The following is a 17,317-nucleotide window of genomic DNA, read 5'->3' as shown; positions in this document are numbered from 1 at the left end:
AATTATCAGATTAGGAATAGGTCTCAATCTATGGCGTTGATTATGAGTATTTTATTGTGCTCATTGTCCCAGGCATTAAGAATTTTACGGAAACTTTTGTATGTTTTAGGGGTAATTAATGCTTTCGGTAGATGTAGTTTACGTTGGATAAATATTTTGTCTGCTTTTTGTGTTATATCAATATAGAGGCTTCCACAGTCGTGTTTTTCATATATTTTTTGGGGACTATTTAGTAATTTAAGACCAGGGGCCAATTGGATAATATATTCGTAATTCTCTTCAATAGCGTAAGGAATTTCTAACATAGAATGACGTTTGGAATTTAAAGGAAGTAGTTTCCATGAATTAACTCCAATACCGATTTCGGGTAAATGGTAGAAAATATAATTTTGATTTATAATACTTTGGGATTGGCTTTTAAAAGATAATTTATTTTGAAATGGAGTAATATGATTGTATTGAATTTTCAGAGAATCTCCAGGAAGATTTAAAGTATGTTTAATTTTTTCTTGGTAAAGTTGGTTTGGCAAAGGTTGAATTAATCCCCCTGAAAGAGATAAATTTCCGCTTAAAAATGTTTCAACTGGAGTTATTTTTATATTGAATTGAGCATATATATTACCCGAAGCGGGAAGAACAGTTAAAGGATTTATTTCCTGTTCTGATAAAAGAAAAATTTGGTCTCGGTCTCCACGAAGTTCGGGTGCTGTTATTTCACTACCGTCAACAGATAAGAAAAGAGGGATTCCGTTACATTGGGTATAAACTACGGCTTGTCTGATGGTTTTGAGTCCAGGTATATTATTTTTGACAAATTCAGGATAAATAAGAACAACAGAACTTTTAAATCCAATGCATTGAAGCATTGAAATGAATAGATTTATTTTTTCGAATATAGTACCATAGGCTTTGTCAAGAACTTCTTTTGGTGTGCGGATTTTCCAATTTAAATATTCGCTAGGAATGTTTGTTGTAGAGTTTTGATGAGTAATAAAATCTTTTATCGTAAATACTTTATCCAAATCATTTTCACAATTCTGAATTAATTTTTTGGTAAATAAAGCTATTTCTTTATCATTGATAAAATGAAAGTTATCCTTTAGTATATTAATAGGTTCTTTCGTTGATGTATAGTTATTAGCTATAAAATGAGGAATATCATTTTGATTTTTTACTTGAAAAGTTTCATGGGATTTTGGTGCTAAATCTCTGAAAATCCATACATATTGTTTCCCATATATTGTTTGATTTATTTGGGGTTTAGTGGATAAATTTAATAATTGGAAATTTATTTGTTGATTTTCAGGTATATTTATGATGATTTGATACTCTTCTATGGGGCATTCTTCTTGGAGGATTTCGTCAATATCCAAATGTGTATATGAAGATAAAATAGTATAATCCAGCATAATACGAGAGTTGGGTTCTAGGCCAGTATGAGTAATTACCATTTCTTTTAAATGATTGTATGCCGGAGCATTGGCCGCAAATGCTGGAAGTACTTCGTTAAATGCATTCGTTGGTGTAAAAATAGTGTCTCCATTAGCTAGTAATGTATAAGAAGTATTTATTTGTAACTTCTGATAATCAGGATTATAGATAATAAAAGATTCTCCATATAAACGATTTATAGCCATAAGAGAATTGATTTCCAATTCTTTGAAATAATTTATTTGAATTGTACTATCTGGCAGGATAGTAAATTCTTTCTTGATTTTCTTAAAAGTAGCTTCCGGGGTTGCTAATGCAAAGTTGGCCAATAAAGTTACTCCGATAAGTAGAATATATTTTGTTGAAATAGTCATTTTAATACAATTTTATCCAGGTTAATTATTTTCTAATATAATATCTTCTCCATAAGATTTATGTGCATTGACTGCATTGCGGAAATTCATCCAATCATCAGCATCATAAACTCTTTTTTTCAGAATAAGAGAATGATAAAGATTTATAACATTTTCTTTTTGATAGAGGGTTCCTTCAAAGTCGGCCGCATTTCCTGTTATTTGGTCTTTTCGTTCTGGCTGTTTCATTTTATAGCCTTTAGGTAGATGGATGGTCTCATTAATTTGTAACATTCGAGAACAGGCGTCTTTAAATCCATATTTTCGTTCTTTGAGAAAAGTATTGATTCGGAGAAAAGAGCGTACGTTATTGAATAAATTATTGAGAGATATAGGCTTAAATGAAATGATATTCTCCCCCGTAATGGCATAATCAGGAATGACAAACTTTATTTTTATATGAAAAGGGCCTGCTAAATAATCTCTTGGATTTTTTCCATAATTCACCTGAATTAATTGGGCTCTTGGTGATACATTCAATAATTCCTTTTCTATGGCATTTTCCCAATCTCGTTGGTAGCCATTCGTAAATATTCGCCGGATATTGGCATCAGATTGTCCTTCAGCTTCTAATATAAGTGTTCCTTGAAGAACTCCTTTTTTGTTTATGGAAGAAGTTACATTTATTTTCACATAGTGATTTTCAGCGGGAGAGATTGGGGTGATTAATAAATCAGAACCTTCTGGCAAGCCGGGTAAATAATGCTGTTGTTGTTCAGCGCTTGACCATAATTCCCGAATGAAAGGAACCCAGGTAGGATCAAGTGGCATATAAGTCCCGTCAGATAGTTTTACAACAGCGACACTATGATTAAAATGGTCTGCTGGAATAGCTTCAACCCGGGAACCGGCCATTGTCATGGCGGGATAAGCTTCAAATCCGGCCATCCGTAGCATGGAGATAAGAAGAGCGGCTTTGTCTTTACAGACACCACAACGGTCGGTAAAGTTCATTTGTGTATTGTGGAGAGTATAGCCTTCACCTTTACCCATGGATATCCCTGAATAACGCATATTATCTGCAACCCAGTGAGTAAGAATTGAAATCTTTTCCATTTCTGTTTTAGCTCCCTGAAGAAGGAGATCTACTTTTGCTTGAGCTTCAGGTGTAGGGCTAAAACTGCCATAATCCTCATTTACATTATAAAACCAGCGGGATTTCGCTTTCCAGTCAGAGGTGGTTGACATCATAAGTTTAGGGGCGACGTCATAAAGGTCAAGCATATTGGGCTCTTTTTCAAAAGGCAGGATATGATTTACTGTAAATTTATAGATTTGACGGTTAGCTTCGGATTCTTTTGAAAAATGACATGTGCCTTGATAAAATTGATATTTTAATGTTTTTTCAGCAGGTAAAGATACTTGATATACTTTTTTCAGTACAGGTTCGGAATTCCAAAAAGGAATAATATCGTAGAACTGTCCTTTCATGGGAGGAATAAAACGTTCTTCATCTTCCGAAGCATTTAGAAGTGCATACGTGAATCCTTTTTTTGAAATCTCATATTCGATAGTATCTCCTGGCTCAAGACGTCCCGGTTCAATCATTATTTGCCGGGCTCCCCAATAAATAGCTCTTGCCGGAGCTACATAATCACAGGCTGTTTTAGGTGCGATAAATCGGGTTTTGCCATTGGCTTGTTTGATTTTGACGTATTTAAATTCTGCAAAAGCGGTTAAAGGGTCATAGTCGAATTTAATGACACGATGACTTAAAGCTCCTGCCGTCTTTAATATTTTTGTAATGCGGTGTATATGGAATGTACCTGCGCCATTTTCATTAACTTCGACAGAGGTACTGTCCAAAAGGTGAATAACATTATAATTCGCAGATTTTTCCGAAAAAAGCAACGAATCATTTATTTGTCCCCATGTAGATATAGGACAATGAATAAAACAGACAATAACTAAAAAAAGAAGGTGGTATTTCATAAGTTGAATATAGATATAAAATCATTTATAAATAAAAAACCGGAAATTGTGTATAAACACAGTTTTCCGGTTGAATTTTTTAATTGGAGATTATTTTAATAGGTTCATAAATTCATCTTGATTAGAAAGGATTTCGATAGCTTTAGCGACTTCTTTATCATGAAGAACCTTATAGGCCATAACTCCTTCTGCATAATAATAACGTTGTATAAATTGCTCTGCTAAAAAAGAACTGATTTGATTTTTAAAAAGATCCATATCTCTGTCTATGGAGTGAGCAAAATCCTTTTTTAATGCATCCAGTTGAGATTTGACCTGTTCATAATATTTTTCCTCCTTGGCTGTTTTTTCTAAATTATTTAAAAGGCGTTGAGATTCGTTTTCATAGGTAAAATCTTTTTCTTTCAGCCATGTTTTAAATTGATTGTAGAGCTCATCGGTTATATTGAAATCTTTAATTTCTGCAATTTGTGGATTTTTTAAAGCATAAGAATTGACAAAATCAAAACACAAATCCTGTAAAATTAATTCTTGAGTGATTCGAGCCAGTTCTTCAGGTTCTATTTTTATATCGGGCGTAATACCACCTCCGTCATATACTTTTCTTCCCGATTTTGTTGTATATTCGGTAATTAAAGAATCCGGAACTTTCCCGACACTTCCGTCAGAGTTACGGTGTGTATAATCAAGTGCCTGGATACAACGTCCGCTAGGAATATAATACTTGGCAGTAGTAACCTTCATTTTTGTATTATAAGGGAGATCTCTAATCGTTTGAACCAATCCCTTGCCAAACGAACGTTCGCCGATTAGAACGGCTCTATCGTAATCTTGTAGCGTTCCTGATACAATTTCGGAAGCAGAAGCTGAACTTCTGTCAATGAGAACAACCAATGGCATGTCAGGTAATATGGGATTTTGGGTAGTTTTATATTCTTTATCCCATTGCTTGACTTTACCTCTTGTATCAACGACTTTCGTGTCTTTGGGAATGAAGAAATTGCATATTTCGACAGCTTGATCTAGCAAACCTCCTGAATTACCTCTAAGATCAAGGATGAGAGAAGTAGCCCCTTGGTTTTTCAAACTTAAAGCAGCTTTGCGCACATCTGATGCTGCTTTGTCTGTAAAACTATTTAAATATATATATCCTACATTATTGGACATCATTCCATAATAAGGGACACTGGGGAGCTGAATCTTCTCTCTGACGGCTTTTTTGTCAATACTGTTATTTTCCCCTTCACGTTGGATGCGGACTGTAATTTCTTTACCGGGTTGTCCTTTTAGCATTTCGCTGACATCATCAGTGCTTTTGCCCTTAATGGAATTACCGTCAATGGCGAGAATAATATCTCCGGGGAGTAAGCCGGCTTTATCTGCGGGGAATCCCTTGTAGGGTTCCCGTATAATCACATTGTCTCCTTTTTTGCTGATAACGGCGCCAATTCCGGCATATTCTCCGGTCGTCATGAGTTTTACATCCTCCATATCCGCTTCAGGATAAAAAACGGTATAAGGATCTAAAGATTTCAGCATGGCCTTAATGCTGGTTGTAACTAAATCTCCGGGATTTACTTCATCGACATAAAATAAATTAGCTTCCCGGAACAGAGAAGCATAGATATTCAGTTGTTTGCTGATTTCAAAATTCTGGTCATCACTTTTTAATGAAAGAGCACCCCAGGCAAGGATAATAACACCGGTAATCAGAAGAAAAAGTTTTCTTGTATTTCTCATCATATTAAGATATTATAAAGTTTCAAATTCAATAATCATTACTTAATTTAGCGAAAGTACGTTTTTTCGGTGAAAGTAAAAAACGAATGTTGGTGTAATCCGGTTGTTTTAGAATATTATATTTTTCTTTTTGTCTTTTTAAATAACTGTTATGGGACAGGATCATAACCACTTCCTCCCCATGGATTACAGGATATAATCCTTTTAATGGCAAGTAATGCACCCTTAAAAGGACCGTATTTTTGAATAGCTTGAAGTGCATATTCGGAACAGGTAGGAGTATAGCGACAGCAAGAAGGTTTGACGGGAGAAATACAAAATTGATAAAATTTGATAGGTAATATAAATATAAAAACAAGAATTCGTTTGAAACGTAAATGAAGTTTTCTATAATTAATTGGCATCTGTTTCATAATGAGACGGATGATTGAAATGTTGAGCGATTTTTACTAATGCGGCTTGCATTGTTTTCTCTATTTTGGAGAACGTCATAAGTTGCTGGTCAAGATATATGAACAATATATCAATCGTTATTTCGGGAGATACGGATTGATAAAGCAGTTCTTTATTACAACGGAAACATTCCCTTGTCAAACGTTTCATACGGTTTCGTAGAACGGCATGTTTAAATTTCTTTTTGCTGACACTAATAGCAATCCGAGCAGGAAATTTCCCCGATAAAGAAGAACGTTTGGCGACAATTCGAAACGGATAACTAACAAAACTATAATCAGAACGAAGCAATTCTTCAAATAAAATTTCATTTACAAGTCGCTCATCCTTACATAAAGAATTCATTCGGACACGATTATGGGAATTGCTTATTTCGCTTTATTTTCTTTATTATATCTTTTGATAAAATCCTCTATCGCCATGGTCATAGAAGGACATTTTACTGTCGGTGCCTGAATATCCAATCGTAATCCCGCTGCATTTACAGCTTCGGCAGTTGCATTCCCGAAAGCGGCAATAATAGTGGATTCTTGAACAAAATCGGGGAAATTTTGGAATAGTGATTTTATGCCGGAAGGGGTATAAAAAGCTAAGATATCGTATTCTTTTAGGTTTTTAATATCACTTAAATCACTTGCGACCGTTTTATAAAGAATCGCTTTGGTATATTTTAAATGTAATTGATCCAGTAAGCCGGGGATATTTTCTTTATGAATATCGGATAATGGCACTAAAAAATTTTCAGTTTTATGTTTCAACAGAATTTTTGTCATGTCATCGACCTTCTTATCTCCATAGAAAATTTTTCTTTTCCGATATACGATATATTTTTGAAGATAGAAAGCTGTTGCTTCCGAAATACAAAAATATTTCATAGTATCTGGTACAGTAATTCGCATTTCTCCGCAAATTCTGAAAAAATGGTCAATAGCTGTGCGACTTGTAAAAATAACCGCAGTGTGTTCTAAAATATTGATTCGCTCTTGCCGAAATTCTTTTGCAGTAACCCCTTCGACCTTGATAAAAGATCTGAATTCCAATTTCAGATTATATTTTTCTGCTAAATCGAAATAAGGAGATTTTTCCGTTGTTGGTTTCGGTTGGGATACAAGTACCTTTTTTATTTTCAAAGCTGCTGGTTTTAAAAATTAATTCATTTCACCGTCATGTCAATATTCGGTACAACACCGATAAAGGCATAACTTCGAGGGCACAAAGGTACAAAATCATATAGAATATTCGAATGTTATAAGCCAAGAATATTTTTATCCAACGGAATAATTTAACGAGATAAAACAATATTAAACAACTTACAATTGTTTTTATCAGCAAAGGAATGGCAAACGTTTTGACAAAAAAAGCAGAGAGTATGAATGGAGAAATCAGTAATCCTCCGCAAATGTGATAAACCCATAAATTAATGGAAGCCTCTTCTCCGATAATACGTAAATTAAAAATCCAGCTGCACAAAGTAATAATACTTAAACAGTACAGATGCCACCCCCAAAGGAATAATAGCACATAACAGATCCGCGTAAAGTCAAAATGATTAATTGCCAAATAAGTTAATGAAATAGCCAATGCGGAAAAAGAAAGGGAAAGTGCAAAAAAATAATAAATTAGATTTTGAGTAATGCCTTCATTAAGAATTAATTCGTAGCGTTTCTTTTTTAGAATAACATTCCAAAGCATAAAAAATAAATTTTTGCCTCGAAGTCGGATTATGGCAAAAATTATTAGGAAAATAATCGAATAAATCAGGCAACCGGTTTGGGGCCCCGTTTTTTTTAGTAAAATTTTGGGTGCAAAACTTTTCAAGGGGATTGTGACAATAGAATCTTCCGCTTGCTGATTATAAGGAGAATATGTTGTATTTATATTTTGCATTGAATCGGTATGCAACATTTATGCTTATTTCATGAGAACCTTCGGTTGATTTGGTAAGATTACCCATAGACATATCGTAGGTATAGGTAATTCGGTATTGTATTTTTTTGCTTTCGGAATTCAGTTTTAATCCGAGTTTGAAAATCAGGACCTTGTAATTCTCTTCTGAATTATTCAAAAGCTGTGAACTATACCAAACTCCTCCGAAAATAGGGTCGCTGACTAGATCTGCTCCCACCATGACATTATTGAAGGACGATGATGACAATAACTTGTCGCCTGTATTTTCAAATAAAAGTCCGGGAGATACATACATCCAGCTTTTCTTATCCAGGCTGTATTTAGAGGTACGGATAAAACCATGCCACTGTAAGCTGAATTTCATTGGAATCTTTGGGGTATCTTCCAGAAAATTATTTTTGGGACGGGTAAAATGATTTAGAGAAAATCCCACGTAATTTTGCATAAACTCTGTATAATTGCGTTCCCAGGGGATAAATGCCATTGCCCCGAAACTGAAATCCCAATAATTTTGTTTCTGCTTGATAGCGCTCAAATCGGGATGTTGATAAATGGGACCGTAGATAGGATCTAATTGGCCTGAAAAGATATATTTATTAAAATTCAACTTTTCATTATTATAACTTCCTTTTATGCCCAATTGGAAATAGGTACCTTTCTCTTTGCTGAAATAACCTCGCCATGAATAAGAAAGTCCTAATGTTGTAGATTTAATAAAACCACCGCCTTCGTCACTATTAATAAAATAAAGGCCGAAGCCATAATTATTATAAGTTTTTAGGTCAGAAGAAAAATAAATGGTCGAAAAATTCTCTTTAAACTTAGGCCAAAGTTTTCTGTATGTGAGAATGGAATTCAATTCACCTTCGTTAATGCCGGAAAATGCTGGGTTATAATAAGTCCGGTTCTCCCAAAATTGGGAAAAGTTATAATCTTGGGCTACAGTTGTTTGTAGGCAACATAACATGCCACAAAAAATTAAAAATCTTTTTTTTAAAATAAGAGGCATTATGATTGTACGTTAAATCCGCTGCAATGATAAAAAAAAAAGAGGAATTATTACCAAGTTTTTGACGAAAGTCTATATTTTTACGACATTTTAAATTTGAATAAGTGTGCTTAGTTAAATTTTAATGAAGATATGGAAACATTTTTACGAAATTGGATTAGCGGGATTTTGTTTTTGTTAACAACAACAGGGGTATTGAGTGCTCAGAAAACAGTGAAGGTTGATAATACATTTCGGGATTCCACAACGTTGGTAAATTTAGATTATAAAGTATCATCGTCTTCGAATATATACGAACTTACACTGGATTTTAACGAATTACAGAGTACGTATGATAAAATAGAAGTAATATGGGGGGATGAGACATCTGGAGTAGTTGATGCATCAGGAAAAGTTCTTCATAAGTATGATAAGGAAGGATGCTTCCCTATTGAAATGAAGTTTTATGAAAACGATGTATTACAAAAAACACTGTATGCATGGGCATTGAATACAGATTTGAATCTCTCGTATGTGATAGGACCTGTAGGGGAGGATAAATCGGATGGATGTTTGACATACGGAGCTGATACATTATTGCTTCGTTTTACAAAAAATGAAAATCCGCCGTTGACGAAATATGCGATTAATATGAAGACGGAGGCTCCGATGCTTTATGCCGAAAGTGAAGGGGAGTGCACGTTAGATATATTACAACCTTCAGAAATTAATTTGGAAGACAATTGGGTGCATGCTTGTTGGGCTAATAAGGAAGAAGGAAAACAGGACTCTATTTGGTTGATTTTCACGGAAGCAACGGGTATAAAAGGTGCAGAGGTTACGGTAAAAATGATATGTGACTATGTAAATGCAAAAGGGGAACAGGATTCTTTAAGTAAAGATTGTGATCAAATAGAATCTGTTCGTATTTTTGATAAACCGAATTTGCGGCAGATCTTTAGAGAGGGGATGTATTCTCCTTTTCCAGATACGCTAGAAGCATTGTCAGATAGTCTGTATTTTAATATTTGTGCTCCTGGTAGTCCTCTGGAATTTGCATTTGATGACAAATGGTTAAAGAAATACCAGACCTACATTTTGCGAAAACCTTCTCCGAATAGATTTGATAGAGAGCTTTTCAAGGTAAACTATTACTATACATCCGATTCTGTCTGGGAGAATAAAATAAATCCGGAAGGAGTCGAATGGAAAGACGTGACAGATAATCCTGAATATGTGAATGATACGATATTGGAATTCCGAAGAGCCGGTTTTTATATGATTAGGTGGGAACTTTCCAATGAGTGTACAGAAAATGATCCTGATACATTATGGACATCGTTGATTCGTAAAGATAATTCAGAAAAATATTACGACGATAGATTTCGGTACATTCGGGTATATGAAAATCTGGATGCCAACATGGCTTATCAAGGAGATAGTGTATTTTGTTTGAACGCGAAAGATTTTGTGATATTGGTCGATCGGAACAGAAGAAAATATTATGATATCCCGCCTGATTACTCGTTAAAGATAGTTAATATGGATACTCAAGAGGAAGAAGAAAGAAGTGTGGAGTTGGCTGAGACTGAAATTTACAGAAATGGAAATATTTTAAATACCGGAGCAGGTGCGGGTAATTTTTCTAAAGTGGAGCGTCAAGGATGTGACTCGACGACCATTACATTACATTTTCCTAAACCGGGGAATTATGAAGTGACATGGGTACGTCAAGGAAAAAATTGTGAGGAAGAACGGACAAAAACATTTGAATTCCATGTGAGAAATATTCCTGAGATTCAAGATTCACTTTTTAAACATATTCATGAGCATGAAGGATTTCTATTAAATGATAAACAAGATTTATACTATTGTGGAATTTATACATTTGATGTTCCGGATTTATCATCAAAAATGGATTCAAATAACTGTGTTATAGACTCCGTTCGTTTCTTTTTCAAGAAAGGAACACGGGATACCATTTTGACTTATAAAGAAGAAATTCCCCAAAAATCATTTACGTTTGATAGTACGGGTAATTCGTTAAATTACATTTTAGTAAAAGCCTATAATGCTTGTGGTGCGAGTAAAACGGATTCTGTTGGATTTTATACTCCCGTACAGCCGAAAGTGGAAATATGGCGTGATTCTGTTCCCATGTCAGGACATGGAAGTGTAGATACTCTCTGTTTGGAGATGGATTATAAATATACTCTGCATGGAGACGTACCTGCTAATTATTATGATTCGGTGGCATTTAAAACGGGAGGTATTAAATTAAATAATGGGGAAAGTTTTTACGGTGATGATCAGATATTTTTTGAATTAATACCGGAAAATAAAGAATTCGGTTTGATTAGATATAAGACTTTAAATGATAAAAACGAATACGCAAGCGAAGAATACTTTCATATTATAAACAAGGATTATCCTCAATGTAGACAGGAGATAAGCCAAAAAATTCAATTATTAGGAGTTCCGGATGGAATAATGAGTACTTTTGGAAATGAACAAGAGTATTGTGCATCAATAGACGAAATAGACACACGTGTCTTATTTAATATTACGGAAGAAAAGGGAGATACTTTATTTGATAGGGTAGAATGGATATGGAATGGGAGATTGGATGAACATAAATTTCCAAAATTTTCTTTTCGGAAAGATGGGCGAAATGATACGCTGTATATAAAAACGATGCAATCAACTCATTGTTTTTTGCGTGATACGGTGGTATTTATTCCTCATAAATTTCCTTCTGTGGCATTTAATCTATTTGAAATAGTATGTGTCCCTGATACATTAAATAGAATTAAATTGAAAAGTTTTGTTCGTGAAGGAGATTTGGATGCATCGAATATTTTGTGGTGTGTGTATAAAGATAAAGGGACTGATGAGAATTTAATATATCTTAGAGGTGATGAAAAAAATAGACCACCGTTGATTTTGACTGAGCATTCGGCAGATACAATGAGATTAATTTATAAAAGATGGGATGGTAGCTCTTCTTGGCAGAATGAAAAGCTTGTGCCAGAGGAAAATGCATGTTTTTTAAGAGATACCGTAGCCTTAAAAATCAATAAACCTCGCCTGACAATTTTAAAGAAAGATACGCTGAATGATGGCAAAATATATGGTGGTTTCTCTGTTATACAAGATAATTATATAGATACGAACGATATAATTAAAAATTCATTAGAGTGGTCTATTGGATGGACGAATAATGATGGCAATTGGACGGATGGGAATAAGAATAAATATCAATTGGGAGAGAATGATGAAAAATTAGATTCTATTCAATTTATTTTAACGGGAAAAACTCTTTGCGACAAACCGATATCTGATACATTAATTGTGTATTTACCCAAATTAAGTATATATGCTCATCAGGATACGATATGTTCAAACACCGAAGATTATAAATTGTGGGGAGCGGGACGAACGACCGGATTGTTTGTAGATACGACGACGTTGGTGTGGGAAATTATTAATCCGAGTGTTTCAGGAAAAGATTGGGGAAGTTTATCACCGAATCCGGCAAAAGGAACAGGAGTAATTTATAACGTAGGGACGGGTATATTACCGATAGATACGGTAAAAATTAAAGTTACTGGAGAATATATATCAGGCCCAGGATCAAAGTCGGATACGGTTTTATTATGGATAAATCCGGCACCTTCTTATACTCCGTTGCAAACGGGAGATACTTTGATTGCCATTAATCAGGAAATCAGGATTGATAAAATTAAAGCATTGCAATATCAAAATGTCAGTGGATTAAAAGTGACGAGAACTGATGGATGGACAAGTATTGAAGGTGATAGTCTTATTAAGTCAACATTAGATAGAGGGGGAAAAGAAAACAGTAAGTTTACGGCAGATATTATGTTGAAAGGCTTGTCGGGATGTGCGGATAGTATAATTCGTGCCTTGCCGATGATGGATTTGGTACATCCTCAAGCTAACATCAAATATGAGGTACTGGATTTATGTGCAGAAGAAGTATATGGATTGGATTCATTGATTTCATTTGAGAAAGATAAAAAAGATAGATTTACAACAATAGAGTGGAGTGAAAGAGGGAATGGTACCCTATCGCAAAATTCCAAAGAGTATACGGCAGGTACGCAGGGAGGGCTTAAAATAGAAGAACTTCAATTAAAGTTGGATAAAAAATATACTGCTTATACAGGTCAGGATACAATACTGAGTGCGCAGTTAGTAGGTTCTTCACTCACGTGGACGATACCGATAAACGTACATAAGGAACCGAAAATTTGGTTAAATAAAGATAGGGATACATTGTGTAAGGAATCCTCGACGAAAGAAATCACTGTGGGGAAATCGCAACCGGGAGCATCGGAATGGGTTTTGTTGAATGATCAGGATTATTATATTGATTATGTACGCTTCAATGGTTCTAAATTAGAAAATAACATATATAATTTCCGGAAACAGCCGGGACAAACCGATACGGTTTTGGTTACGGTAGACCAAGGAAGGTGTACCAATTGGGATACCGTTGTTCGAAAAATCTATTTATACCAAATGGGCAATGTATTGGATCAAAGTGCATTGCATAATTATAAAATTTGTGAAGAGGGAAATCTTGAAATAGAATATGCAAAGACATTGGATAAACCTTACTACTGGAAATTAGTTACCGAAACTGGTACGTTGGATTCTGTAAACAAAGGATTGAAGCCTGTATATACTGATACATCGGGAATAAACGGACAGATAGAATTGTATGCCAAACCTTATCCGGGATGTGATGAGGAATCTATTTTTGCCAATATAGAGGTTACGAAGAGACCATGGTTGGATTTGACAGATAAGCCTGTTTGTAAAAAAGAAGGAAATGACTTGGATGTGGAGATTAAATTTGTTGCGGGAAATTCATGGAATGAGGCAGATTCCATTACGTGGTACAGAAAAGGAGAAACCGTGCAATTAGGAAAGAGCAAGTCTGGTGACGAGTGGTTTTCATATAAATTAACAGCAGCTGATATAACGGTCGATACTTTCCATTTAGTGGCAGCCCTTTGGCCTAAGACGCCTTGCGATAAATCGCCGACGTACGATACGATAAAAATAGCATTGAGCGGGCAACCGGAAATAATCTTACCGGGAACATCGCCGGAAGCAGCCATGTGCCAGGGGGATACGTTGGATTTGGTAAGAAAATCAGGCGTGACGATAAAAAATGCGGCGTCAGTTCTATGGACTGTAAAAAATTGGGGAACAATTGTGGCGGATTCGTTGTACGTGCCGGGAGAACAAAATGGCTCGGACTCTTTGCAGATTACCGCAAAAGGGGTACCTGGATGTGTTGATGAGGAGAAAAACATCTCTATTTTGGTTCGCAAAGCTCCTCGACCGGAGTTTGATGTTAAAACAAAGCCTGTTTGTCAGAAAGGGGAAATAGAACTGGAAGCAAAAGAAATGGGGGAAACGGCAGCTTATCAATGGGAAGTGGAAAATAAATCTTATTCTGTGGCAACCATTAAGCATACCTTTGATGCTTCCGGCCAGGTGGATGTTTATCTGCAACAAACGTATTCTTATACCGGAACTACAGACCAATGCGTGCGGGATACGACGATACCTGTTACCGTTAATCCGAAACCTACGGCAGATTTTGAGGATGTCGGGCAAGTTGCTGTTGGGACGACTGTTACCATACACAACACATCAACACCGGCGGAATTATTTACAACAAGTGATGCGTGGTCTTGGAAAGTAGAGGGAGTACAGGCACCTTATACGACGAAAGATTTGACCATTCCGTTTAATGTTCCGGCATCTGTGGGAATAACTTTAACTGTAACAACAAATGCAGGTTGTTCGGATACAAAATCCGGAACAGTTGAAGTCGTACAGGCTCCGGAACCCGATTTTAGTGTTAAAGTTGATTCTTGCGGAAATACGGCGGAATTTACATTGGCGGGAAGTTTGAACGGTGCCACCGTATGGTGGGATTGGGGGAAAGGTGCCGGGTTTGAACAAGATACTCGTACGGATTTGACTACCTCGCAAACTGTGGCATATAACGTCGGTTATCAGGATGCGACATATCACGTTGTATTGAAATTGATAAATGCGGCTGCACCTGAAGGCGTAACCAAAGAAATGGATATCCGGTTTGTTTCCCGTTTGGATGCCTCGTTTGATATCTTGCCGGAACAAAGTGGCTGTCATGAAATATACCGTAAAATAAGATTGGATATAAAAGGACGGAATGATGCGGGATATGTAATTTGGGGTGATAAGTGGTACAATCCGGATCCGAATAACAAAGACTCGATACCGTTTAAAGGGAATATCAATTTATTGTCCCACCGTTTTGAAAATCCGAATCCGGAGCCGATAGAAGACACCATCCGGTTACAGGTTAAAAATACCTGTTTTACAGTAGCGGATACCAATTATTTAAAGGTATTGCCGATGGAATTAGGTGCGGAAATTGGGATCGTGGCAGGTCATGAATCTCCTTGTTTCGGATTTGATGATTCATTGAAAGTGTGGAATGCTTCATACGGTTTTGATAAAGAAACCGTAGAGTGGAGATGGCAATTTGAAGCCAATGGAGCTTGGCAGCAATCCGGAAAGGATACCGCATTTTATAACTATTCCGCTCCGGGTAAATACATTGTCACGTTAAGCGTGAAAGACCGTTGTAACGAAGATACAAGCAGAACGGAAATTACCGTAAGGGGAAATGATAGTTTGCATTTTGAAATGTTATCTGCTCCTTATTGTTCCGGCCAGCAGGTAACCATGAAGTTTGTACAGAAAGGCGGACCGGAATTTACCGATTTGAGATGGACTATTCAGAGAAAAAGTACGGGAAGGGTATTAAAATCACTTCGGGATTCATTGGAGATAAATTATCCTTTTAAGGATGCGGGAGAATATGGAGTTACTTTGTCTGCCAAAGCAGAAGGATGTGAAGAGGTGGAGAATTTACCATTGACAATAAACGAAACTCCGAAAGCAGATATCAGTTTAGTACCAGGGAGTCAAAGTACGGGATGTGAAGCGCATACAGTGGAATTTCAGGCGGTAGATGGAAGTAATTTATTAAAAACGCAAATCCTGTGGGATTTTAAAAACGGAGTAAAATCTTCGGAACAAAAAGAAAAAGTGGTATTCCAGACGGAAGGAACTTATGACGTGGAATTGACATTGATATCCGATGCCGGTTGTATCGATACGGCTCATCATAAGATAACCGTATTACATACGCCGCGAATAAGTTTTGTAACAAATGATTCCTTGTTCTGTACAGAAAAAGACGGTGCTTTTGAAGTGCATATCAATAACACGAGTGAGGATTTGGAGCGTTGCCGTTTTGAATGGTTTAAACAGATTGGTACCGGGGGAGAGGAAAGTATTATTGTCGCACCGGAACCTCTTCCTTTGCATTTTGAAAACGTAGCGGGAACAATCAGTTTGAGATTACTTGCTACGGATTTGCAAACGGGATGTAAGCAAAACTTCGTTAAAGAAATAGTCGCTTCCGAAGCAATAGAAGCCCGTATCTTTAAAGACATGAAATACATTTGTCTGGACAATCCGGTCTATTTTGCAAGTCGCACGGAAAATATGGCTAAAGCCGAATGGAACATGGGTGACGAGGGTGTAAGTGTAGATACGGCATTTGAATATATTTATGACCGAGTAGGAGATAAGACGGTAACCTTACGGGTCGAAAACAAAGACGGATGCTACGACACCGACACAATGCACGTCACTGTTTATCCGTTGCCGGTGGCGGATTTTGAATGGAAAAAGAATAGCGGAATCATAGAAGGCTATCCGGACACCTTGACATTGCCGGATGTGGATAACGGAGGTGTCGAATTCACCAACTATTCGACTGTCAGCCCTGATAATTGGGGTACGGAATTGTATTATAATTGGAACTTCGGTGACAGTACGGAAATGACTGCGGCCAAAAACCCGACCCATCGTTTTGCAAACAACGGTTTGTATGAAGTATGGTTAAAAGCAACGACAACATACGGTTGTGTGGATAGTATCGTCAGAACAGTCTCTATCGATGCCGTGAAAGGGCTTTATATACCTTCTGCATTTGCTCCGGCTTTGCCGGATGAAGAATTGGGTGAAGGAAACTCTTACATGGGTTCTGCCCGTTTCCAGCCCAAAGGTATAGGATTGTATTCTTATCGGATACAGGTATATGAGCCGTGGGGCGGAACTTGTGTATGGAGTTCTACCGCATTAAAGAACGGGCAGCCTGCCGAATATTGGGACGGAAAATTCAACGGAGCCGATGCTCCGGCTGGAAACTATATCTGGAAAGTGAAAGCAATCTTTATCGACGGTTCGGTTTGGCAGAATGAAAGGAAAGCAATGGAAGGAACTGTGATGTTGATTCGATAAATAAAAGTTGAGAGGCAAAATAAACCCGGCTGATGATAATCAGCCG

9 protein-coding genes are annotated in these 17,317 nt (G+C 36.4%); 1 reads left to right on the top strand and 8 read right to left on the bottom strand.

The window, feature by feature from the left end; translation table 11 throughout:
- Window positions 1-23 precede the first annotated feature (23 nt).
- The 8 genes from NFR61_RS05070 to NFR61_RS05040 form a co-directional block, all read right to left on the bottom strand.
- Complete coding sequence (locus NFR61_RS05070; protein ID WP_251621261.1) at window positions 24-1,805, bottom strand: DUF3857 domain-containing protein; 1,782 nt, start codon at window positions 1,803-1,805, stop codon at window positions 24-26.
- Window positions 1,806-1,826: 21 nt separating this feature from the next.
- A complete protein-coding gene (locus NFR61_RS05065; RefSeq protein WP_251621259.1) occupies window positions 1,827-3,776 on the bottom strand; it encodes a DUF3857 domain-containing transglutaminase family protein in 1,950 nt (649 codons plus the stop codon).
- A gap of 90 nt (window positions 3,777-3,866) precedes the next feature.
- Window positions 3,867-5,519 (bottom strand): S41 family peptidase, encoded by a 1,653-nt coding sequence (locus NFR61_RS05060; RefSeq protein ID WP_251621257.1) that lies wholly within the window; start codon window positions 5,517-5,519, stop codon window positions 3,867-3,869.
- Between the two features lie 146 nt (window positions 5,520-5,665).
- Window positions 5,666-5,920 carry a membrane protein insertion efficiency factor YidD gene (gene yidD / locus NFR61_RS05055; protein ID WP_251621303.1) on the bottom strand — a complete coding sequence of 85 codons (255 nt, stop codon included), beginning with the start codon at window positions 5,918-5,920 and terminating at the stop codon, window positions 5,666-5,668.
- Window positions 5,910-6,314: a ribonuclease P protein component gene (gene rnpA, locus NFR61_RS05050; RefSeq protein ID WP_251621254.1), complete on the bottom strand. Its 405-nt coding sequence runs from the start codon at window positions 6,312-6,314 to the stop codon at window positions 5,910-5,912. Before rnpA ends, yidD begins: the two co-directional genes overlap by 11 nt.
- A 23-nt stretch (window positions 6,315-6,337) precedes the next feature.
- Window positions 6,338-7,099, bottom strand: coding sequence for a uroporphyrinogen-III synthase (locus tag NFR61_RS05045; protein WP_251621253.1), 762 nt, complete (start codon window positions 7,097-7,099; stop codon window positions 6,338-6,340).
- Between the two features lie 34 nt (window positions 7,100-7,133).
- A complete protein-coding gene (locus NFR61_RS11230; RefSeq protein WP_420910101.1) occupies window positions 7,134-7,856 on the bottom strand; it encodes a DUF4271 domain-containing protein in 723 nt (240 codons plus the stop codon).
- Entirely contained in the window at window positions 7,822-8,886 is a 1,065-nt protein-coding gene (locus NFR61_RS05040) for a PorP/SprF family type IX secretion system membrane protein (protein ID WP_277613056.1), read from the bottom strand. The genes NFR61_RS11230 and NFR61_RS05040 overlap by 35 nt, the downstream gene beginning before the upstream one ends.
- A gap of 132 nt (window positions 8,887-9,018) precedes the next feature.
- Here NFR61_RS05040 and NFR61_RS05035 point away from each other — a divergent pair, with 132 nt between their 5' ends.
- On the top strand, window positions 9,019-17,271 hold the full coding sequence (locus NFR61_RS05035; protein WP_251621249.1) for a PKD domain-containing protein: 8,253 nt from the start codon (window positions 9,019-9,021) through the stop codon (window positions 17,269-17,271).
- Window positions 17,272-17,317 lie beyond the last annotated feature (46 nt).

Origin of the sequence: Odoribacter lunatus (assembly GCF_943193135.1) — a bacterium.
In the GTDB taxonomy this organism is placed as follows: domain Bacteria; phylum Bacteroidota; class Bacteroidia; order Bacteroidales; family Marinifilaceae; genus Culturomica; species Culturomica lunata.
The sequence above is the reverse complement of the archived record's forward strand: the minus strand, read 5'-3'. Positions and strand labels throughout refer to the sequence as shown.